The following is a 21,254-nucleotide window of genomic DNA, read 5'->3' as shown; positions in this document are numbered from 1 at the left end:
AATGATATTAGATCAACTTATAGGATTTTTTTCTAGTGATATGGGGATTGATTTAGGAACAGCTAATACGCTAGTTTTGGTAAAAGATAAGGGTATAGTGATAAATGAGCCTTCTGTTGTGGCAGTTGAAAGAGAAAGGTATGGTTCCAAAGCAAAAATTTTAGCCGTAGGTAAAGAAGCTAAAGATATGGTGGGAAAAACTCCAGGTAATATCGAAGCTATTCGTCCTATGAAAGATGGCGTGATTGCAGATTTTGATATGACTGAAAAAATGATCCGCTATTTTATAGAAAAAACACACCGTAGAAAAAGTTTTTTACGCCCTAGAATTATCATTTCTGTTCCTTATGGTTTAACTCAAGTTGAAAGAAAAGCGGTAAGAGAAAGTGCTTTAAGCGCAGGTGCAAGAGAGGTATTTTTGATTGAAGAGCCTATGGCAGCGGCTATTGGTGCAAGTTTGCCTATACAAGAACCTAAAGGAAATTTGGTAGTAGATATAGGGGGTGGAACTACTGAGATCGGAGTGATTTCTTTGGGTGGACTTGTGATTTCAAAGTCTATTCGTACAGCTGGAGATAAGCTTGATATGAGTATAGTTAATTATGTAAAAGAAAAATACAATCTTATTATAGGTGAAAGAACAGGCGAAGAGATCAAAATCACCATAGGTTCAGCAATACAACTTCCAAAAGAACTTTCTATGGTGGTAAAAGGACGTGATCAGGTAAGTGGACTTTTAAGTCGTATTGAACTTACAAGTGAAGATGTAAGAGAAGCAATGCGTGAGTATTTGAAAGAAATTGCTGATGCTTTAAAAATGGTTCTTGAAATGATGCCGCCTGATTTAGCAAGCGATATAGTAGAAAATGGTGTAGTTTTAACAGGTGGCGGAGCATTGATTCGTGGTCTTGATAAATACTTAAGTGAAATTGTGCGTTTGCCAGTTTATATCGCAGATGAACCGCTTTTAGCTGTGGCAAAAGGAACAGGTAAAGCTTTAGAGGAAATTTCATTATTGCAACAATTAACCAATGAAGAATAAGATTTTTTATGTTCTTGTCTTAGCCTTTTTGGTTTTTATATCTTTTTATTATGGAAGACTTATCAAGCAAAATGTTCTCCGTGTTAATGACTTTGTTATAGGTAATTTTTATAATATTAAAGATTATTTGAAAGAAAAAATTTCAGAACATTTTAATCAAGCAAGTCAAATTCAGCAATTAAAAGCTAGAAATAAAGAATTAGAAGACATTGCCGTAAAGGTAACTAGTTTTGCAAATCAATTAAATCGTATTTTAGAGGATCAAAATTCTACAAAATATTTACCTCAAGTTTCTTTAACTAGAGTTATTTCTTATGTTCAATTGAATGATTATAAAAAATTATGGCTAGATTGGAGCAAAATTCCCGTTGGTAAAAATCGTGGTTTAATATATCAAGGATATACTGCAGGTATAGCTATTAATAAAGATGGCAGAACAATGGCTCTTCTGCAAGGTGATGATCAGTGTGTTTTTTCTGTTTATATAGGAAAATCCAAAGCTCCAGGTTTAATTCAAGGTGAAAATGGCAAGGTTGTGGTTAAATTTATTCCAAAGTGGGCGAAAATTAATGTCGGAGATGAAATCTTAACAAGCGGACTTGATAATATTTTCTTTTCGGATGTCCCTGTTGGGATTGTGAATAGAGTTGATGATGAAGATATGTATCAAAGTGTAGAAGTAAAGCCTTATGTTAAGATCAGTATTCCTGCTTATTTATATGTAGTAGATAATTTATAAGTCAAGGGTTAGACTTTTTAAAAATTTTCTATATTTTTGCTAATTATTATAACTTTGTTTAATGCTAAAAATTTTGTTAAATTATCAAATAAATTTTTATAATCGAATGAGAATTTTATAAAAAATCTTAAATTTCTTTATGTATTATTTCCTAGATTAAAAGCAGGGTGTTTATTTTTTAAAATTATATCGATAATTTCAAAGTTTATAAAACTAATTTTTGTTATAATCAGCTCAAATTCATGCTCTTAGGAAAATTTATGCCAAAACGAACAGATATTAAAAGTATTTTACTTATAGGAAGTGGTCCTATTGTGATAGGACAAGCTTGTGAATTTGATTATTCTGGAACTCAAGCCGCAAAGACTTTAAAAGAATTAGGATATCGTGTAGTATTAATCAACTCAAATCCTGCAACTATCATGACAGATCCTGAATTTGCAGATGCAACTTATATAGAACCCATAACAAAAGAAAGTATTTTAAGTATTATTAAAAAAGAAAAAATTGATGCAATTTTGCCAACTATGGGCGGACAAGTAGCATTAAATGTTGCTATGGAAGTTTATGAAAGCGGACTTTTAGGAGATGTAAAATTTTTAGGCGCAAATCCTGAGGCGATTAAAAAAGGCGAAGATCGTCAGGTCTTTAAAGAATGTATGAAAAAAATCGGCATGGATTTGCCAAAATCGATGTATGCGTATAATTATGATGAAGCTTTAAAAGCCGTAGATGAAATCGGCTTTCCTTTGATGATCCGTGCTTCTTATACTTTAGGAGGTGCTGGAAGTGGTGTGGTTTATAATATGGACGAATTTAAAGAACTCGCTAATACTGCTTTAGCTTTATCGCCTATCCATGAAATTTTGATTGAAGAAAGTTTGTTAGGTTGGAAAGAATATGAAATGGAAGTTATACGCGATAGAGCGGATAATTGTATCATAGTTTGTAGTATAGAAAATATCGATCCTATGGGAGTTCATACAGGAGATAGTATTACAATAGCTCCAGCATTAACTTTGACGGATAAAGAATATCAAGTTATGCGTAATGCTTCTTTTGCTATTTTGCGTGAAATTGGCGTAGATACAGGCGGAAGTAATGTGCAGTTTGCTATCAACCCAAAAAATGGAAGAATGATAGTTATAGAAATGAATCCAAGAGTTTCAAGATCAAGTGCTTTAGCTTCTAAGGCAACGGGCTATCCTATAGCAAAGGTTGCGACACTTTTGGCAGTAGGCTTTAGTTTAGATGAGATTAAAAATGATATTACAGGAACTCCTGCATCTTTCGAGCCTGTGATTGATTACATTGTGACAAAAATTCCTCGCTTTACTTTTGAAAAATTTCCAGGAGCAAATACAACTTTAGGTACAGCTATGAAAAGTGTGGGTGAGGTAATGGCTATAGGACGCACTTTTAAAGAAAGTATACAAAAAGCACTTTGTTCTCTTGAGCGTTCTTTGAGTGGTTTTGATAGAGTGAAATTTGAAGATAAAAACGATCTTATCTTTAAAATTCGCAACGCTAACGAAAAGCGTTTGCTTTATGTTGCTCAAGCTTTTAGGGAAGGTTTTAGCGTAGAAGAACTTTATGAGCTTTGTAAAATAGATCCTTGGTTTTTAACACAGATTAAAGAAATTGTAGATTTTGAAGAGCAAATTGATATGGATATTTTAAACAATAAAGCTCTTTTGAGAAAAGCAAAAACTATGGGCTTTTCAGATAAAATGATAGCCTTGCTTGTAAATTTGAAAGATAATTTAGAATTAAGCCAAAATGATATTTATTATGCGAGAATGAAGCAAAAAATCATCGCAGAATTTAGCGAAGTAGATACTTGTGCGGGTGAATTTGAAGCTTTAACTCCTTATCTTTATTCAAGTATCAATGTAAGCGAACTCACTCAAAGTAAAAACGATGCTAAGGATAAAAAAGAAAAAAAAGTGATGATTATAGGTGGGGGGCCAAACCGCATAGGACAGGGTATAGAATTTGACTATGCTTGCGTACATGCTTCTTTTGCGCTTAAAGATATGGGTATTAAAACCATTATGTATAATTGTAATCCTGAAACCGTTTCGACTGACTATGATACAAGTGATATTTTGTATTTTGAACCTATTGATTTTGAACATTTAAGAGCGGTGATTGAGCGTGAAAAACCTGATGGAGTGATTGTGCATTTTGGTGGACAAACTCCTTTGAAATTTGCTAAGCGTTTAAGTGCTTTTGGAGCTAAGATTATAGGTACTAGTGCAAGAGTAATTGATATGGCAGAAGACAGAAAGAAATTTGCCGAATTTATTACAAAGCTAGGTATTAATCAGCCAAAAAATTCTACCGCAACAAGTGTGGAAGAAGCAGTGCTTAAAGCTAGTGATATAGGATATCCTGTGCTTGTAAGACCAAGTTATGTTTTAGGTGGGCGTGCGATGCGTGTGGTAAATGATGAGGCCGAACTTAGACTCTATATGCAAGAAGCTGTAGATGTGAGTGATAAAAGTCCTGTTTTGATCGATCAGTTTTTAGACAATGCTACAGAAATTGATGTTGATGCGATTTGTGATGGCAAAGATGTTTATGTGGCAGGAATTATGGAACACATAGAAGAAGCAGGAATTCATTCAGGCGATAGTGCTTGTTCTTTACCACCTTGCAATATCGATGAAAAAATGCAAGAATTTATTGCACAAAAAACCGCAGATATTGCTTTAAATTTAGGAGTTGTAGGGCTTTTAAATATACAATTTGCTTTACATCATAATGAGCTTTATATGATAGAGGTAAATCCTAGAGCTAGTCGTACCGTGCCTTTTGTTAGTAAAGCTACGGGTATCCCTTTAGCAAAAGTAGCAACGCGTGTGATGTGGCAAGGAAATTTAAAAGAAGCTTTGAAATTTTATGATACTTTCAAAGTGGTTAATTTTGATACTAAAATTTTACGCCCTAAAACTCCAAAATATATGAGCGTGAAAGAAGCAGTATTTCCATTTGCAAAACTTAGTGGAAGTGATTTAGAATTAGGCCCTGAAATGCGTTCAACAGGTGAAGTTATGGGTATAAGTAAGGATTTTGCAAATTCTTACGCAAAAAGTCAAATCGCATCGTTTAATCATCTTCCAGAGCAAGGTGTGGTATTTATCTCCTTAAAAGATAAGGATAAAAAATATACCAAAAAAATCGCTGCAGAATATGTAAAGCTTGGCTTTAGACTTATGGCAACAGGGGGAACTTGCAAGGAAATTTTAGAAAGTGGTTTTGAGTGTGAGCTTGTGCATAAAATTTCAGAAGGACGCCCCAATGTTGAAGATAAATTGAAAAATGGGGAAATTCACTTAGTTATCAATACAAGCGATAGTCACAGTTTTAAAGGCGATACAAAAAAAATTCGTGAAAATATTATTCGTTTTAAAATACCTTATTTTACAAATTTGCGCTCAGCTTTAGCAGGTGCAAAATCGATTAAAGCTATACAGAGTAAATCTTGCTTAGATGTAAAGAGTTTGCAAGAGTGGCTTAAATCTTGATTTATTTAGCTCAAACAGATACTACTGTAGGATTTTTAAGTAAAAATTTAGAAGAGATTAATGCTTTAAAAGGTAGAGATAAAAATCAACCTTGCTTAATCACTTCTGCGAAATTTTGGGAGTTAAAAAGTTTAGCAAGAATTCCAAAATCTTTTAAAAATTTAGTACGTCGTTCCAAAAAAACAACTTTTATTTATCCAAATAATCAGGCCATTCGCGTTGTGAAAGAGTGTAAACATGCGAATTTTTTAAGTAAAAATGGCTATTTTTATTCATCTTCGGCAAATAAGCATGGAAAAGAATTTGATGAAGAATGGGCTAGAAGTGTTGCTGATATAATACTTGATGAGAAATTTTTCGAAAATATCCCATCAAAAATATTAAAACTTTCAAAGAATAAAATGATAAAAATACGTTAATTAAAGAGCTTTTAAAATATCTTCGAAAGCAATACAAAATTGCTCTAGGCCATCACTTAATAAATCATTGCAAGCTTTTTCTCGTTCACTTTGAGAAATGATTTGATTAAGTTCTGTATAAATTTCAAAATTCATTAAAGGTTTTTTAAAATCCATTTTTCCTTTAAATACCTCTATTGCATCAAGAGGAGCAGTATTAACAGAATTCTCAAAAAGAAGTTCTTTGATATAATAGTCTTTTGGCAGATCATCTCCTTTAACTCCAGTGCTTGCAAACAAGGCGCGAATATTAGGTTCATTTTTTGAGTAGATATTGTTATAAGCTAAATTTGCATTTAAAATTCCAATACGATTTTGCTCTTTGGCTTTAGGATTTAAAAGTCTATCAAAACGACTTACAAAAATACTTATAACAGCTTGTGGTGTTCTAGTATTTTGTTCTTTTAAGGCTATATTGTTTTTTCTAAATTCGACTAAACCTGCATTTAAAGCTTCAAAACATTTTTGACTTTGTTCAAGAGAAAAAATTAAGGTAGCATTGACGCTAATACCATTTTTCATAAGTTCATACATTACTTCATAAGAAGCTTTTGTAGCTGGAATTTTAATCATTACATTTTCTTTGCTAATAGCACTATAAAGTCTTTTAGCTTCGCCTAAACTAAGAGTCGTGTTATCATGAAGTCTTGGATCTATTTCAATACTTATAAATCCATCGTTTTTTTGATAAAAAAGAGGAGCTAATTTATCAGCTGCTTTTTGAATATCAGAAATTGCTAATTCTTCATAAATATCTTTTGTTTTTTTTCCTTTTAATTTAAGAATTTTATCTTTATAAATTGGAGAATTTAAAATAGCATTTTTAAAAATAGCAGGATTTGAAGTAGCACCATTAATTCCATGTGATAATAAATTTAAAAATTCATTATCTAAAAAACTATTTTCTATAAAATCACACCAAAGAGAAAAATTTTTCATTATATTGCCTTTATTATTTCTTTTAAGTCTTTTATATCTATGCAAATATCAGCTTGAGAACGTAAAATTTCTTTAGCACAAAATGCAATCTTTAATCCACTTTCATTAAACATTGCCAAATCATTTGCCCCATCGCCAACACACATCACTTCATCTGTTTTCAAATTTAAAAAGCTTTTTAATCGTTGTAGCATTAAGCCTTTTGAATTTGAAAACATCATTTCTCCACCAACTAGCCCTGTTAAAATGTCATTTTTATGATGCAGATAATTTGCAAAACCGAGGTTAATTCCAAGTTTTTGCATAGCAGGATCTATGCCTTCATGAAAACCACCGCTAAAAATAACAATTTGTATATTTTTAGATTTTAAATATTGGATAAGCTCATGTGCTCCATGCATTAGTGGAAGTGTGCTACTTAATTCTAAAACTTTTTTATAAGACATACCTTTTAAAAGGCTTACTCGTTTTTGAAGACTTTCGAAAAAATCAAGTTCTCCAGCCATAGCATGGTGGGTAATTTCGCTTGTTTGATTACCCTTGCCATGCGCTGTAGCTAAAATATCGATGGTTTCACCATCCATTAAAGTAGCGTCAAAGTCAAAAACACAAAGTTTAATCATTAAAATTCGCGCTTAAGTAAAGCTTCTACTTTGAGTATAGTTAAGATATTTTCATCTCTTTTTCCTATACCATAAATCATACCTTTGTCTTTAATTAAAGTTTCAGGCGGTGGATCGATTCTGTTTCTGTGAATTTTAATTGCTTCAGTTAATCTATCTATAACAAAACCAGCATTTCCTCCAACTCCAGTTCCATTTGTCTCACCTCTTAAAACAATATATCTTGTTTGAGGTGTCATTTTAGAACTTCCTAAATGAAAGCGTTGAGCTAGATCAATGAGTGGCATAACATTACCACGCATATTAAAAACCCCTAGAACATAATCAGGCACACTAGGAACTCTAGTATATTCTATAGGTTTGATGATTTCTTGTATATTAAGAATTGGAATCGCATATTCCTCATCTCCAACTACAAAGCCGACAAGTTGGATGATATCATCTTCTCTTTGATCGACATCAGGACCAGCCATCTGAGTTTGCTGTTTTTGCAAAATTTGCTCTAATTTTTCATTACTCATATTCTTATCCTAGTTTCAAATTTTTTCTAACCACATTTTCCAAGTATTCTGGAGAATAAGGTTTAGTGATATATTCAGTCATACCCACTTCAACACCTCTTAAGCGGTCAGTTTTACTTGTTCTTGAAGTAACTGCAATGAGTGGTAAGTTACGATATTTAGAATACTTTCTAATTTCACCAGCTAAGGTGTATCCATCCATTCTTGGCATTTCGATATCTATAAGCATTGCATCAATATCATGTTCGCCAGATTTTATAATATTCAATGCTTCAACACCATTGGTTGCTTCAATTAAACTAACTCCTAGTGGTTCTAAAGCTTTTTGCATTAAAGTTCTATCCATTTTAGAATCATCTACAATTAAGACTTTATAATCACTTGGTTGTTCTTTAGGTTTTTTCGCACTTGATTCTAATTGCGCTTTAATATCAACTTTAATTTCTTTGGCCATATCCATCATAGCACCTACATCGATGATTAATGTCACTCTACCATCACCACGGATTGTAGCTCCTGCTATACCTTGGATATTTTGTAAATAATCACCCATAGATTTAATAACTATTTCTTCTTGTCCTACAAGAGTATCTACTATAATACCAAGCTTGCTTTCTGCTACCCCTATAACAACGACATAAGTTTGATCACCGCTTTCAAGGACTTGTTTAACTCCAAATACATCTGAAAGTCTCACAAGAGAAAGCACTTCATCTCTTAAGCGTAATACATTTTTACCTTCGATAGTATAGATATCATCAATTGGTACTCTAACTGTTTCAAGAACGCTTGCAAGTGGAATTGCATAGAATTCTTCTTGAGTTCCTACAAGTAAAGATTGAATGATTGCCAAGGTAAGAGGAATTTTAAGTTTAAACGAACTTCCTTTACCTAGCTCACTATCAATTTCAATTACCCCATTTAGTTTTTCGATGTTGGTTTTAACAACATCCATTCCTACACCACGACCTGAAACATTTGTTACTTTAGCCGCAGTTGAAAAACCAGGTTTGAAAATCAAAGCAAAAGCTTCTTTGTCTGTCATTTGATCTGCTTCTCTTTCGGTAATCAAATTTTTCTCTATAGCTTTTGCTTTTAAGCCATTTGGATCAAGTCCTTTACCATCATCTGTAATTTCTACAACGATGTGATTGCCTTCATTATAAGCTTTAAGTTGAACTATACCTTTTTCAGGTTTTCCATTAGCTGCACGAGTTGCTGGATCCTCAACACCATGGTCACATGAATTTCTAATCATATGCATGATAGGATCGCCAATTTCCTCTACGATAGATTTATCAAGTTCAGTTTCTTCACCTGTAATTTCAAGTTCTATTTGCTTTCCTAATTCACGACTCAAATCACGAACAACTCTTGGAAATTTATTGAAAACTTTTGCTATAGGTTGCATTCTTGTTTTCATTACAGCAAGCTGAACATCAGTTGTAATAATACTTAATTGACTTACAACCTGATTAAGTTCTTCAAGGAATTTTTCTCCTTCATAACGCTCTTCAACATCATCGTAAATTTTAAGCAAACGGTTTTTACCTAAAACAAGCTCCCCAATTAGATTCATTAAGTGATCTAATCTTTTTACCTCCACGCGTATGGTTTGATCCATACTGCTAGCATTGCTACCTGAAGCAGGAACTTTTTTCTCTCCACTTTCTGCAGGTTTATTTGCTGTATTGTTAGTCGGTTTAGGTGCCGCATTTGTTGTTTGTTTCTTTTGTGCGCGACGAGCTTGATCTTCAGCTTTTCTAACTTTTAAAAGTCTTTCTATTTCAGCTTCAACTTCAGAATCACTTAATTGATTAACATCTACTTCAGGTTCTGGAGTAGCTATTTCTTGTTTTGGTGCTTCTGGTTCTGCTTGTGGAGTAGATTTTTCATTTGAATCTGTTGCCGCAACAGGAGACTCTCCCTCTGAAATAGCTGTTAATCTTGCGCAAATTGGTTCTATATCCATACCAATAGCAGTATCGTTGCCATTATCACGAATGGAATTAAGCAAAGTTTTCATTCTATCAATAGACTCTAAAACCACATCCATGATATCTGGAGTTATTTTTAACTCGCCATGTCTTGCTTTATTTAAAACATCTTCCATGTGGTGAGTTAACTTTGTTAAAACATCAAAATTTAAGAAACTTGATGATCCTTTAACCGTATGTGCAACACGGAAAATTCTATTTAATAATTCTAAGTCTTCTGGATTTGATTCAAGCTCTACTAAATCATGGTCGATTTGCTCAACAAGCTCAAAAGCTTCAACCAAAAAGTCTTCAAGTATTTCTTGCATATCTTCCATATTTTACCCCTGTTCTTGAGATTGATGTTTTTTAATAACCTTTGCAATTTCATTGAAGAAATCGCTAGCGTTAAATTTGACAAGATAGCCTTCTCCACCAGCTTCTTGAACACCTTTCTCATTCATAAATTCATTTGATAAAGACGAGTTAAAGACTATAGGAATATCTTTAAATCTTGGATCTTCTTTAATGCGTGCAGCAAAGTGGAAACCATCCATTTGTGGCATTTCGACATCGCTTACTATAATTTTTAAAGTATCATTTAAACTTTCACCATAAACTTGGCTTAATTCTTCTAATTTGTTTATGCCCTCTACGCCGTCTTTAGCTTCAACAACTTGAAAGCCCATCTGTTGCATCATTTCTTTGACGCGTTTTCTAGCAGTCATGCTGTCATCAAGTATAAGTGCTGTTCCAGTAAATTTTTCTATTTTTCCAAAATCTATATCTGTTTTTGGAGCGTAAATTCCTAAATCTTCAACAACACTTTCAAGATCTAAAATTAGCAACACTTCATCATTTTCAATGCGTGTTACACCTGTGATTTTACCTTTATCTAAAGCACCTGATCCTGTAGAAAAAGTTGCTGGTTCTATATCCTTCCAGTTTATTCTACGAATTCTTTTTGCTTCGTGAACTATAAAACCAATAAGAATATTGCTAAATTCAGTGATAATAACTCTAGGTTTTAGCATAGCGCTTTCTGGCTCAGTGATTTGCATCCATTTGGCAAGATTGACTACAGGTATAACCACTCCACGAAGATCAAAGATACCTTCGATGTAATCAGGTACACCTGGAAGTTCTGTAAGGCTTGGGATTTTTATAATTTCCCTTACCTTAGAAACATTTACACCATAAATTCCTTCATAGACTTTATCGTGTCCTTGCTTAAAGATACGGAAATCGACAAGCTCCATTTCATTTGAACCCGTTTTCACGATATTTTCATCAAACATTTTGACCCCTCAATTTCTGTTCTCGAAATTTGATTTCTTGTTGATATTCTACTACAAAAAAACTTCTCTCATATGCAAAACTAGCTAAGTTAAGATATTTAATGTTTTCTTTGTTGATTTGATGATTTTGATGATAGTGTCCTTCACATACCCAAAATCCTAAATTTTCATATCTTTCATATCTTTTTTTTGCTAAATTTTCAAAATCTTTTATTTGATAAAAAAGGTTTTTTTTGTTTTGATTTTGAAGAATTTTATTTGAAATAAAATTACAAGTAATAATATTTAAAAAATTCAAAAATATAAGCAAATAATGATTTCTTAATGTTTTAAGAGTAAATTGTAAAAGAGGTGGTAAAAAAATATCTCCGTGAGCTAATTTTATAAAAGCGTTATTTAAAACAAGATTATTACCTTTACTTGTATGCAAATTAAGCTTTATGGGTTGCTTTTGTAAGTTAAAAATTTTTACCCTTTTAAAAAAACAAGAAAGATTAAAATCATGATTGCCTTCTAAGTAGATAATTTCAATCTTTAAGGCCAATTCTTCTAAAAGTTCTATGTAAGGTTTAGCAAATTCATGTGTAGCAGAGATTTCACCTATAAGTAAATCAAAAATATCACCCATAAGTATGAGTTGAGGGGTGGAAATTTTACCTTTTTTTAAGGTTTGTAAAAATTCCCAAAATCCCTTTCTCTGTTCATTTTCATGAGCATCCGCGATTAAAATCGCTCCATTTTGTAGTAAAATTTTTTATCCTTAAAATTTCAAAGGCTCATAATTTATAGAAAGGATTTCAAATTCACTCTCACCTTTTGGCAAACGCACTTTAAAATCATCTCCTTCTTTTTTCCCAAGCATAGCTTTTGCTATTGGAGATGCGATGGAAATATAACCCTTATCTAAATCTCCTTCGCAAATTCCTACTAGAGTATATTTGCTTTCTTTTTCTGTATCCAAATCCATGATCACAACACTTGAGCCAAATTTCACACTATCATGTTCATAGCTTGAAGGATCGATCACTTGAGCTCTTGCTAGCAAGTCACTAAGCTCTGCTATACGACTTTCAATTAAAGCTTGTTTTTCTCTTGCAGCATGGTATTCCGCATTTTCTTTTAAATCCCCATGACTTCTTGCTGTATCGATTTCTATTACAACAGCAGGACGTTGATTATCTTTCAAATCTTTTAATTCTGCGGCTAATTTATCATAGCCAAATTGACTCATTGGTTCTTTTTGCATGATTTATCCTTTTATATTTCGCTTAGGATTTTTGCTAAATTTTTAGCACTTCCAAAATTTAAATACTCTTTTAAAAAATCAACTTTAGCAAAAAATGCCTTATAATCATATTTATTATAAGCTTCATATAAATTTAAAACATTGACTTCATCTTGTAAAAATTCGGGATTTAAAGCTTCTTTTCCAGCAAAATCACAAAAAATATTTGCAAGTCCTATATGTTTTAATTTTACAAAAAGTTTTGCGATAAAAATATCAATCGCTTTTGCTTTGTAAGCAAGGATAAAAGGAGTTCCCACCAAAGCTGCTTCTAAAGTAGCCGTTCCGCTACAAATAAAGGCAAAATCAGCTTTTTTAAGTACTTTTGGAGTATGGCTTTCTATTTTAAATTCGCTAATATCACCATAAATTGCTAATTTTTCAAGATTAAATGGGGGAACGCAAAGAATTTTTTCACCCTTAAATTTTTGCGAGAGTTCCTTAAAAATAGGCATTAAACGCCTAATTTCACTACGCCTTGAACCTGGTAAAAAGGCTATAGTTTTTTCATCATCTTTTTTTGAAAATGTAAGATTAATGTCTTCTTTATTTTTAAATTCTTTTATCTCATCTAAAAGAGGATGGCCTACATAAGTGCTTTTGTTAAAAAACTGATTATCAAAAGGCAAAATAGAAGCTAAAATATCAAAATGACTTTCTATGATAGGTATGCGACCTTTTTTCCATGCCCAAACTTGAGGTAAAATATAATAAATGCGCGGAATTTTACTGCCTGCTTTTTTTAAAGCTTTAGAAAAAGGTATGTTAAAAGCGGGCGAATCTATACATAAAATCCCATCTATTTTTTGAGTAAAACTTAAATTTACAAGCTCTTTTATAGCTTTTTTTGCTTTAAAAATCAAAGGTAAAACTTCTATAAAACCCATAGCACTAAATTCATGTGAGCTATAAAGTGGCTTAGAATTTAGATCAAATTCTTTGCATAAGCTCTCATCATAAATCCCATGAATTTCAAATTCGCCAAAATCTTTTTTATAAGCTTTTAAAACTTCTTTTAAATGCAAATTTGCTGAAGGCTCTAAAGCACAAACTAAAAAGGTTTTCAAAAAATTTCCTTATCAATATTTTAAACATTTTATCTTATTTTGGCTTAATTAAAAGAAGTTATGCAAGAATATACGCTAAAAGTGTATATGAAGGTTTATTTTCTCCAGTAGTATTTTCTGAAAATTTTCTTAATATTTATAAACATATATTGCATCGATTTATTAAATGTTTTAATTACTCACAAGCTTTTATTTTAGCTTGCTTGCAAGTAATTAATAAATAGGGGTTGCTTCTATAATAGCTGGGGTAAAAAACATTAATTCATTTAAATCTAAAAATAAAGCTGAATCTAAAGTACATGGTTGTATACCAAAACGTTTTTCTATTGGAACATTTGGGTTGTAAAATATTTTTATACATTCTCTTCCACCTTCAACTAAAGATCTTATTTGAACTGCTGAGCTAGTTGTTGGCATAATAGAAAATATAGTTTCTAACTTTCCATCTTTTAAATCTTGTTTGCATGATTTCCCTCCAAAAAAACCACTTTCTAGTATCGCCAAACAAATATCATCATCGTTTGGATTTACAAATTGCACATAACCAAAGCGTAACAATTCTCCTAATTCATCTTTTTGTTTTAATTCATCGCTAAGTATAATTTCTCTTAAGATCCAATTTTGGTCTTTTAAATCTTCTGAAGTCTCTCTAAAAGGGCTTAAACTAATTCCTGTCTGTAAGGATCTAATAGTAAACATTGGTGTAAAATCAGATAAATCGCCAGGTTCTTCGATAGATTTAGATAAGCTTAATAAAACCAATATTAAAATAACAATTTTTTTCATAACAACACCTTATATTAAAAAAATTTTCTAAAATTCACAGGAAAATGATCTGAAGCTAAAAATGTTCTAAGTCCAGCAGCAGCTAGTATAGCTAGTATAGCTGGGGGAGTATATCTTCTGGTTGTATCAGAATTTCCTGTAACAGCGTAATCAAGAACACCACCACTTGCTTGAGTATAAGATGCAGGAGAAACAAAATGTACACGGTTTCTTAATCCTTGATCTAATAAAGACATTAATGAATTTGGATCTCTATTAAAATCTCCCAAGATCATCCAATTAATCAGAGGCATATTTCTAAAATGCATATCAACAGCAGTAACTATAGCTCCTGCATCATTTCCACCTCTTGCTAAAGCATGTGCGCTGAAAAATACATCATTGCAAATACGGATTCCTATGATAGGTCTTGAAGCAACGGTTGGAGGAGGTAAAACAATTACTTCATCCGCTTGTCTTCTACTTACTATTGCCATATTAACTCTATTTGCTCCTACATCAATTCTTGAATAATATATAAATACTGAATTAGGACGTGATGAAGTTCCCAAATTCCATTCGTATTCATGAATAGGAATACCCACACCAACAGGTTGGACTTGTCTTTGAGTCATCGTTGCGGTAGACGGTAAAACTCCTGCTTCTTGGACGGCTAAAACATCCATAGGGTTGCTTCCTGTAACAAGTTGTCTAATGCTAATATTCCATTTACTTTCTGTTGATGCTGAAGAACCTTGCAAATTCCATGTTCCAACATTATAATCTTCTAAAGAAGCAAAACTCAAATTGATACTTAAAATAATCAATAATATTTTTTTCATATTCAACTCCAATTGAATTATCTATAAGGATTTCGAGCGGTATAGGTAGGAGGTGCTATGTACCACTGTCTATCTAAATTTTTTTCTCCTGATTTTACACATTCGGTGAGAAATATTTTATAATAGCTTAAATTAAATTCTTTCATAACATCATGTATCGGCGTTTGAATACATTGCTTGGTCGCTAAATTTTGAATTTGATATGCACCATTGTCCATAGGAAGAAGGGTCCAAAATTGAGCGTAATTACTTTGATCGCAAGGGTAATGGACGATCCCTTCGCCATAAGCATTTAGACATGTAAGTGTTTTGACATTTTTAATCATAACTTTATTTTGAGGAAATTCTATAAGCTGCCATACATTTGCATCGCCAAAAGGTCTGCTTGAATATAATGTATAACCCCATATCCAATTTCCTGGTCTTAAAGCCCATACAGTTAAAGCTGCTCCTGATGGACCCATTATGGTTATGTAGTCACTAAAATATCCTCTGTTTTCATATACAGGAACATTGTTAAATTCTCCGTTTGATTGCGTTCTAGGTGAAGGTCCTTTAATAAAATCATTACCTTTAAAAGTATTTGTTTTTATTACAGGTGGTTCTAAAGGAACATCTTTTGGTATCAAATCTGAACCATCAACTAAAGCAGGAGTTTCTTGTTTGGCTGGTATTGTAGGTGTTTTTCCTATTTTAAGTGGATCGCTATCATGTAAATCACCATAAGATCGTCCCAGAGGATTAAGCTCTTTAGAAGAGCATCCGATAAAAAATATCAATAATAAGCTTAATACTATCATAGAATGAATTTTTTGCATTTTTTCTCCTTGAGTGAATTAAGATATCGATAAGTATAATAATATAATTTTAAAAATGTATAAAAAATTATAATTTAAGATTAAATAATTGTCTTCTATAAAAGAATAAAATTTTAATTTTTTGGAAAAATTATAGTTATAAAAAAAATATATTAATATCAAAATGAAAGTTAATTTTAATAATAAAAAAAAGTTTTTTTTATTATTAAAATTTAAACTTATGGAATTTTAAGTTTTTAAGAATAAAAATATAAATGAGTATGGAATTCAAAATATTTGAACATTAGAAGAGTTACGATTAAAATCGTGATTTTAAAGTGTAGATTGGACTAAATAATAAAAATTAAGTTAATTTTAAGTTAATTGTGAATTGCTTTATTGAGTTGAGAATAAACGAATTAATTATAAAGAACATTTCTATATAGCTTTGTTTGTGTTTATTCTTAAAGCTTTTTATGTTAAAATATCCAATAAGGAAAAGCAATGAAAGAAATTCTTATCACTAATGACGATGGCTATGAAAGCGAAGGACTTAAAAAACTCATTAAGATGTTAAAAAAAGAATTTAAAGCCAAGATCACCATAGTAGCTCCTGCTAGTGAAAAATCAGCTTGTTCACACTCCATAACCCTAACCAAACCTTTGCGTTTTGTTAAAGTAGGAAAAAGATTTTACAAGCTTGATGATGGCACTCCAGCAGATTGTATTTATCTTGCACTTCACGCACTTTATAAAACACGCTTGCCTGATCTTGTAATCAGTGGGATTAACAAAGGAGCAAACGTAGGTGAAGATATTACCTACTCAGGAACTTGTGCAGGAGCTATGGAGGCGGTTTTACAAGGAATTCCTGCTATCGCTCTTTCTCAATTTTATAAAAAAAGCGAAAAAGAACTAGACTATAAAAATGCTTTAAAAATTACCAAAAAAATCATTCAAAATATTTTTGATAAAGGTTTTCCTTTGGAAAAAAAAGAATTTTTAAATATCAATTTTCCTGCAAAATCAAAAATCAAAGGCATTAAAATTTGTAAAGCAGGCAAAAGGGTTTATAATTTTGAAGCCCACTCAAATGTCAATCCGAGAGGAGTTGAGTATTATTGGCTTGCAGCAGCGAATTTAGACTTTGAAGATGAGAAAAATAGCGATATTGTCTTACTTAAAAAAGGCTACGCTACAATAACCCCTATAATGCTGGATCTTACAGCTTATGAAAAAATGAAAAAAGTTAAAAAATGGTTAAAGGCAAATGATGAATGATAGATTTACACGTATAAAATGGCTAGTTGGAGAAGAAAAATTTCAAAAAATTTCACAAATAAAAGTTTTGGTTTGCGGACTTGGTGGAGTGGGTGGAATTTGCGTTGATGCACTTTATCGTAGCGGTTTTAAAAACCTTACTTTAATCGATGCGGATAAATTTGAAATCACCAATCAAAATCGCCAAATTCATAGCGAAAATATAGGCGAAGAAAAAGCTAAAGTATTTGAAAGAATTTATAAGGCTAAAGGTATAGTCAGTAAAATCGATGAAGATTTTTTAGAAAATTTTGATTTAAGCGAGTTTGATCTTATCATAGATGCCATTGATGATATCCCTGCAAAAGTAGCTTTGGCTCATCTTATAGATTTTAAAAAACAAATTTTTATCTCTTCAACAGGTGGAGCTAGAAAGCTTGATCCAACACGCATTAAAACTACAAGTATTTTTAAAACTCACGGTGATGCTTTAGCGAAAAAATTTCGTTATGAACTTAGAAAATCAGGCTTTAAGGGAAATTTTGATGTGGTATTTTCTGATGAAGAAGCACATTGTAAAGATTTAGGTTCTTTTATGGGTGTGACAGCTTCTTTTGGTTTGGCTTTAGCAAGTTTAGCAATGAGAAAAGTCTTATCAAAATATAAAGAGCAATGAGAAATTTTATTGTATTTATATGGTTTTTGAATATAGCCATTGGAGAGGATAAAATACTTGGTAATTTTTTTAAAGATTATAATACAAGTGGGACTTTTATAGTCTTTGATGGAAAAAATTATGCAAGTAATGATTTTCAAAGAGCTAAACAAGCCTTTTCTCCTGCTTCAACTTTTAAAATTTTTAATGCTTTAATTGCACTTGATAATGGTGTAGTTAGAGATACAAAGGAAATTTTTTATCATTATAAGGGCGAAAAAGTATTTTTGCCCTCTTGGAAACAAGATGCTAGTTTAAGCTCAGCTATAAAACGCTCTCAAGTACCTGCTTTTAAAGAATTGGCAAGAAAAATAGGACTTAAAACCATGCAAGAAAGCTTAAATAAACTTTCTTATGGAAATGCAAAAATTTCAAAAATCGATACTTTTTGGCTAGATAATTCTTTACAAATTTCTGCAAAAAATCAAGCTGATTTACTTTTTAAACTTTCGCAAAATTCTTTACCTTTTTCTAAAAAAATCAAGAAGAAGTTAAAGAAATTATTCTTTTTAAGGAAGATAAAATCCAAAAAATTTATGCTAAAACAGGTTTTAATGATAATATCAATTTAGCTTGGATTGTTGGATTTGTAAAGACTGAAAACAAAATTTTATCTTTTGCTTTAAATGTTGATATAAAGGACATTAAAAATATTAAAATAAGGGAAGAATTATTAAATAAGTATTTAGCTAATTTTTCCAACAATAATAGGATTAAAAGCTTTTACTGAAAGTATGAGAGTATCGCCTATTTTTATATCTTGATAAGCTTTTAAAAATTCCTCTTCACTAAGAGTGATTTTAATAATATCTTGATTTAAAAGCAAGGTTAAAACCACTAAAATATCACTTTTTTTAATTTCTAGCAAAGTTGCACTCAAACGCAATTTTGCACTAATACTTGAATGAGTAAAAAATTCATTTTTAGGAAAATCCTTAATGATTTTTCCATTTTTAAGTTCTAAAATTCTATGACTTAACTTATAAATTTCAGTTAGATCGTGACTGACTAATAAAGTGCTTATCTTAAAATATTCTAAAATTTTAGCCAATTCATCTTGTAAATTGGCACGCATTTTAAAATCCAAAGCACTCAAAGGCTCGTCTAAAAGCAAAATTTTTGGTTCCCTTGCTAAAGCTCTTGCTAAGGCCACTCTTTGTGCTTGTCCTCCGCTTAAATGTTTAGGATAAATTTTAGCCAAATTTTCAAGACCCATTAAGGCTAAAAGCTCACTAATCTTTGTCTTAGAACTAGTGGCATAGGCGATATTTTCTTTTACATTCATATTTGGAAAAAGCGCATAATCTTGAAAAACAAAACCGATTTTTCTTTTTTGCAAAGCTAAGCTAAAATTTTTTGAAGAATCAAACCAAAGTTCATTATCTACTTCTATACGCCCCAATTTAGGCTCTATAAGTCCTGCTATGATTTTTAAAAGAGTGGTTTTTCCTGCTCCGCTTTCGCCAAAAAGTGCGGTAATTTTTCCTGATTCTATATCTTTTTTAAAATTTAAATCCAGCCTTCCTTTGGCGGTATTCATAGGATGATTGATATCAATTTTTATCATTGAAAACTCATTTTTTTATTGACAAAATAAAGACTAAAAAGCACTAAAAAAGAAAAAATAAACAATATAAAAGCATATTGATGGGCTAAGCTATAGTTTAAGATTTCAAGTTCATCATAAATAGCTATACTAGCTACTAAAGTTTCACCTTGTTTATGTCCTCCTATCATCATCACGACTCCAAATTCACCCACAGTATGAGCAAAACTCATCGCACAAGCACTAAAAATTCCTGCTTTAGAATTAGGTAAAATCACTCTAAAAAGAGTATAAATTTTACCTTTACCTAAACTATAAGAAGCATCGAGTAAATTTGGATTGATCGATAAAAAGGCACTTTGCAAAGGATTTACCATAAAAGGCAAAGAAAAAATCAAAGAAGCAAAAACAAGACCTTCAAAACTAAAAACCAAAGAAAGATTAAAATATTCTTTTAAAACTTGCCCTAAAAAACTATTAGCCGAAAAAGTTACAAGCAAATAAAATCCCAAAACACTAGGAGGTAAAATCAAAGGCAAAGAAATAAAGCTTTGAAGGATTGTTTTAAAAGGAAAACGCACAAAACTTAACAAATAAGCTAAAAAAACACCGATAAAAAAAAGGATAAAAGTCGTGATAAAAGCAAGTTTAAAAGTAAGATAAAGGGTTTGTAAAAAAGCTGGATCAAGCACTATGACTCCTTAATACAATATCATTTGCTTTTACAAAACAAAGCCATTCTTGATTTTCACAAATTTCAAGTTCTAAGGCTTTTTCTTTGGTGATGATACTAGAAAGTTCATTACCTTTAAAATCAAAAAATACCTGATACAAAAGTTCGCCTTTTTTAATTTTTGTAATTTTAGCTAAAAAAGAATTTTCAACACTTAAAAGAGTTTTACTTGTGCTAAAACAAAGCTCATGCTCTTTAAAAAGAAGTTCTACACTCGCACCAATTTTTAAATTTTCTAAAGACTTTAATTCAAGCATTAAAATACTAAAAATCACTTCTTTAGAAAGTATTTTAACAATAACTATATCCTCTTGATTTAAAAGCTCACAAATTTGTCCTTTTATAAGGTTCATGGTGTGCTAAATCCGTATTTTTTAAAAATTTCTTTTGCTTTTGAAGAGCCAATAAATTCGCTAAATTCAAAGGCTAATTTTTTATCCTTAGCGTATTTTGTGATAACATAACTTTGTTCTAAAGGGCTAAAATACTTTGGATTAATAATACTTGTTTTACCCTTAGGATGATTGATAGGAGAAACTAAAGAATAAGCCACTATAGCTATATCTGCATTTTTACTATCTACATGTAAAACAGGCACTGAGATATTTTCGCCTAAAACGATTTTATCCTTAAAAAGCTCATTTAAATCCAAATTTTCAAGCACTTCTTTAGCCGCTACTCCATAAGGAGCTACTTTAGGATTGGCTATGCTTAGATGTGTGATTTTACCTGCCTTTTCTTTTAAATTTTCAATGCCTCCTTGGAGTAAATTTTCATCCAAACTATACAAAGCCAAAACTCCTAAAACATAAACTTTTGGCTTTATTAAAGCATTTTTATCATCATAAATAGCCTTAGCATATTTGGTATCCGCTGAAAAAAAGAGATCAAATTCTCTTCCTTGTTTTAAAAGCTCATAATATTTTCCAGAAGCACCAAAAACCAATTCTATTTTATCTTCTGGATGTGTTTTCAAAAACTCATCTTTAACTTTACTCATCGCCTTTGAAGCTGAAGAAGCTACAAAAATGCTTAAATTTTGCGCATTTAAACACGAAACAAAAAACAAAATCCCAAAAAATACTATAAACTTTTTCATTTAGTTTTCCTTGTGTAAA

The 21,254-nt window shown here is 31.4% G+C and carries 21 protein-coding genes and 1 pseudogene; 7 read left to right on the top strand and 15 right to left on the bottom strand.

All coding sequences use genetic code 11. The features are described from left to right. The first annotated feature begins 1 nt into the window (after nucleotide 1). The 4 genes from AJ881_RS03660 (at nucleotide 2) to AJ881_RS03645 (ending at nucleotide 5,730) form a co-directional block, all read left to right on the top strand. Nucleotides 2-1,042: a rod shape-determining protein gene (locus AJ881_RS03660; RefSeq protein ID WP_002851700.1), complete on the top strand. Its 1,041-nt coding sequence runs from the start codon at nucleotides 2-4 to the stop codon at nucleotides 1,040-1,042. After that, entirely contained in the window at nucleotides 1,032-1,781 is a 750-nt protein-coding gene (gene mreC / locus AJ881_RS03655; protein ID WP_002861060.1) for a rod shape-determining protein MreC, read from the top strand. The genes AJ881_RS03660 and mreC overlap by 11 nt, the downstream gene beginning before the upstream one ends. Before the next feature lie 260 nt (nucleotides 1,782-2,041). After that, nucleotides 2,042-5,311 (top strand): carbamoyl-phosphate synthase large subunit, encoded by a 3,270-nt coding sequence (gene carB / locus AJ881_RS03650; RefSeq protein WP_070282926.1) that lies wholly within the window; start codon nucleotides 2,042-2,044, stop codon nucleotides 5,309-5,311. Then, on the top strand, nucleotides 5,308-5,730 hold the full coding sequence (locus AJ881_RS03645; protein ID WP_070282928.1) for a Sua5 YciO YrdC YwlC family protein: 423 nt from the start codon (nucleotides 5,308-5,310) through the stop codon (nucleotides 5,728-5,730). The genes carB and AJ881_RS03645 overlap by 4 nt, the downstream gene beginning before the upstream one ends. Here AJ881_RS03645 and AJ881_RS03640 read toward each other — a convergent pair whose 3' ends face one another. From AJ881_RS03640 to AJ881_RS03590, 11 genes are all read right to left on the bottom strand, one after another. Beyond that, a complete protein-coding gene (locus tag AJ881_RS03640; RefSeq protein ID WP_002861063.1) occupies nucleotides 5,731-6,708 on the bottom strand; it encodes a transaldolase in 978 nt (325 codons plus the stop codon). After that, nucleotides 6,708-7,331, bottom strand: a complete 624-nt coding sequence (gene serB / locus AJ881_RS03635) for a phosphoserine phosphatase SerB (protein WP_070285340.1) — start codon at nucleotides 7,329-7,331, stop codon at nucleotides 6,708-6,710. Before serB ends, AJ881_RS03640 begins: the two co-directional genes overlap by 1 nt. Beyond that, nucleotides 7,331-7,852: a chemotaxis protein CheW gene (locus AJ881_RS03630; RefSeq protein ID WP_002870848.1), complete on the bottom strand. Its 522-nt coding sequence runs from the start codon at nucleotides 7,850-7,852 to the stop codon at nucleotides 7,331-7,333. Before AJ881_RS03630 ends, serB begins: the two co-directional genes overlap by 1 nt. A 4-nt stretch (nucleotides 7,853-7,856) precedes the next feature. After that, nucleotides 7,857-10,166, bottom strand: a complete 2,310-nt coding sequence (locus AJ881_RS03625) for a chemotaxis protein CheW (protein WP_070282932.1) — start codon at nucleotides 10,164-10,166, stop codon at nucleotides 7,857-7,859. A 3-nt stretch (nucleotides 10,167-10,169) separates the two neighbouring features. Beyond that, a complete protein-coding gene (locus AJ881_RS03620; protein ID WP_002934096.1) occupies nucleotides 10,170-11,126 on the bottom strand; it encodes a chemotaxis protein in 957 nt (318 codons plus the stop codon). Beyond that, nucleotides 11,119-11,877 (bottom strand): UDP-2,3-diacylglucosamine diphosphatase, encoded by a 759-nt coding sequence (locus AJ881_RS03615; protein WP_323754870.1) that lies wholly within the window; start codon nucleotides 11,875-11,877, stop codon nucleotides 11,119-11,121. Before AJ881_RS03615 ends, AJ881_RS03620 begins: the two co-directional genes overlap by 8 nt. 9 nt (nucleotides 11,878-11,886) lie before the next feature. Then, entirely contained in the window at nucleotides 11,887-12,372 is a 486-nt protein-coding gene (greA, locus tag AJ881_RS03610) for a transcription elongation factor GreA (RefSeq protein ID WP_002851733.1), read from the bottom strand. Nucleotides 12,373-12,383: 11 nt separating this feature from the next. Next, nucleotides 12,384-13,478 carry a lipid-A-disaccharide synthase gene (gene lpxB, locus AJ881_RS03605; protein WP_070282934.1) on the bottom strand — a complete coding sequence of 365 codons (1,095 nt, stop codon included), beginning with the start codon at nucleotides 13,476-13,478 and terminating at the stop codon, nucleotides 12,384-12,386. Between the two features lie 213 nt (nucleotides 13,479-13,691). Continuing rightward, the gene (locus AJ881_RS03600) at nucleotides 13,692-14,264 is read right to left on the bottom strand and encodes a cytolethal distending toxin subunit A (RefSeq protein ID WP_002861073.1); all 573 of its coding nucleotides are present in this window, start codon (nucleotides 14,262-14,264) and stop codon (nucleotides 13,692-13,694) included. A gap of 14 nt (nucleotides 14,265-14,278) precedes the next feature. Further along, nucleotides 14,279-15,085: a cytolethal distending toxin subunit B family protein gene (locus tag AJ881_RS03595; RefSeq protein ID WP_070282936.1), complete on the bottom strand. Its 807-nt coding sequence runs from the start codon at nucleotides 15,083-15,085 to the stop codon at nucleotides 14,279-14,281. 17 nt (nucleotides 15,086-15,102) lie between these two features. Beyond that, nucleotides 15,103-15,903 (bottom strand): cytolethal distending toxin subunit A/C, encoded by an 801-nt coding sequence (locus tag AJ881_RS03590; RefSeq protein ID WP_070282938.1) that lies wholly within the window; start codon nucleotides 15,901-15,903, stop codon nucleotides 15,103-15,105. Between the two features lie 483 nt (nucleotides 15,904-16,386). Between AJ881_RS03590 and surE the strand changes: the two genes are divergently transcribed. From surE to blaOXA, 3 genes and pseudogenes are all read left to right on the top strand, one after another. Then, on the top strand, nucleotides 16,387-17,163 hold the full coding sequence (gene surE, locus AJ881_RS03585) for a 5'/3'-nucleotidase SurE (RefSeq protein ID WP_044780369.1): 777 nt from the start codon (nucleotides 16,387-16,389) through the stop codon (nucleotides 17,161-17,163). Continuing rightward, entirely contained in the window at nucleotides 17,153-17,818 is a 666-nt protein-coding gene (locus tag AJ881_RS03580) for a ThiF family adenylyltransferase (protein WP_083259461.1), read from the top strand. Before surE ends, AJ881_RS03580 begins: the two co-directional genes overlap by 11 nt. Then, nucleotides 17,815-18,587, top strand: a pseudogene (gene blaOXA / locus AJ881_RS03575) (OXA-184 family class D beta-lactamase). Before AJ881_RS03580 ends, blaOXA begins: the two are co-directional and overlap by 4 nt. Here the strand turns inward: blaOXA and AJ881_RS03570 are convergent. From AJ881_RS03570 to modA, 4 genes are read right to left on the bottom strand one after another with little or no spacing between them, the layout of a single operon-like run. Then, entirely contained in the window at nucleotides 18,543-19,424 is an 882-nt protein-coding gene (locus AJ881_RS03570) for a sulfate/molybdate ABC transporter ATP-binding protein (protein ID WP_070282942.1), read from the bottom strand. The pseudogene blaOXA and the gene AJ881_RS03570 sit on opposite strands and share 45 nt — an antisense overlap. Further along, nucleotides 19,421-20,095 carry a molybdate ABC transporter permease subunit gene (gene modB / locus AJ881_RS03565; protein ID WP_070282944.1) on the bottom strand — a complete coding sequence of 225 codons (675 nt, stop codon included), beginning with the start codon at nucleotides 20,093-20,095 and terminating at the stop codon, nucleotides 19,421-19,423. The genes AJ881_RS03570 and modB overlap by 4 nt, the downstream gene beginning before the upstream one ends. Next, nucleotides 20,088-20,489, bottom strand: a complete 402-nt coding sequence (locus AJ881_RS03560; RefSeq protein ID WP_002883292.1) for a molybdopterin-binding protein — start codon at nucleotides 20,487-20,489, stop codon at nucleotides 20,088-20,090. The genes modB and AJ881_RS03560 overlap by 8 nt, the downstream gene beginning before the upstream one ends. Next, the gene (modA, locus tag AJ881_RS03555) at nucleotides 20,486-21,235 is read right to left on the bottom strand and encodes a molybdate ABC transporter substrate-binding protein (protein WP_070282947.1); all 750 of its coding nucleotides are present in this window, start codon (nucleotides 21,233-21,235) and stop codon (nucleotides 20,486-20,488) included. The genes AJ881_RS03560 and modA overlap by 4 nt, the downstream gene beginning before the upstream one ends. Nucleotides 21,236-21,254: the final 19 nt, after the last annotated feature.

Source organism: Campylobacter sp. BCW_6460 (assembly GCF_001762705.1).
In the GTDB taxonomy this organism is placed as follows: domain Bacteria; phylum Campylobacterota; class Campylobacteria; order Campylobacterales; family Campylobacteraceae; genus Campylobacter_D; species Campylobacter_D jejuni.
This window is presented reverse-complemented; position numbering and strand designations above follow the sequence as displayed.

Bases quoted from the DNA above. Each gene is read 5' to 3' on its own strand.
- AJ881_RS03660 (WP_002851700.1), top strand. From the start codon at position 2: ATGATATTAGATCAACTTATAGGATTTTTTTCTAGTGATATGGGGATT.
- mreC (WP_002861060.1), top strand. From the start codon at position 1,032: ATGAAGAATAAGATTTTTTATGTTCTTGTCTTAGCCTTTTTGGTTTTT.
- carB (WP_070282926.1), top strand. From the start codon at position 2,042: ATGCCAAAACGAACAGATATTAAAAGTATTTTACTTATAGGAAGTGGT.
- AJ881_RS03640 (WP_002861063.1), bottom strand. From the start codon at position 6,708: ATGAAAAATTTTTCTCTTTGGTGTGATTTTATAGAAAATAGTTTTTTA.
- serB (WP_070285340.1), bottom strand. From the start codon at position 7,331: ATGATTAAACTTTGTGTTTTTGACTTTGACGCTACTTTAATGGATGGT.
- AJ881_RS03630 (WP_002870848.1), bottom strand. From the start codon at position 7,852: ATGAGTAATGAAAAATTAGAGCAAATTTTGCAAAAACAGCAAACTCAG.
- AJ881_RS03625 (WP_070282932.1), bottom strand. From the start codon at position 10,166: ATGGAAGATATGCAAGAAATACTTGAAGACTTTTTGGTTGAAGCTTTT.
- AJ881_RS03620 (WP_002934096.1), bottom strand. From the start codon at position 11,126: ATGTTTGATGAAAATATCGTGAAAACGGGTTCAAATGAAATGGAGCTT.
- greA (WP_002851733.1), bottom strand. From the start codon at position 12,372: ATGCAAAAAGAACCAATGAGTCAATTTGGCTATGATAAATTAGCCGCA.
- AJ881_RS03600 (WP_002861073.1), bottom strand. From the start codon at position 14,264: ATGAAAAAAATTGTTATTTTAATATTGGTTTTATTAAGCTTATCTAAA.
- AJ881_RS03595 (WP_070282936.1), bottom strand. From the start codon at position 15,085: ATGAAAAAAATATTATTGATTATTTTAAGTATCAATTTGAGTTTTGCT.
- AJ881_RS03590 (WP_070282938.1), bottom strand. From the start codon at position 15,903: ATGCAAAAAATTCATTCTATGATAGTATTAAGCTTATTATTGATATTT.
- surE (WP_044780369.1), top strand. From the start codon at position 16,387: ATGAAAGAAATTCTTATCACTAATGACGATGGCTATGAAAGCGAAGGA.
- AJ881_RS03580 (WP_083259461.1), top strand. From the start codon at position 17,153: ATGATGAATGATAGATTTACACGTATAAAATGGCTAGTTGGAGAAGAA.
- AJ881_RS03570 (WP_070282942.1), bottom strand. From the start codon at position 19,424: ATGATAAAAATTGATATCAATCATCCTATGAATACCGCCAAAGGAAGG.
- AJ881_RS03560 (WP_002883292.1), bottom strand. From the start codon at position 20,489: ATGAACCTTATAAAAGGACAAATTTGTGAGCTTTTAAATCAAGAGGAT.
- modA (WP_070282947.1), bottom strand. From the start codon at position 21,235: ATGAAAAAGTTTATAGTATTTTTTGGGATTTTGTTTTTTGTTTCGTGT.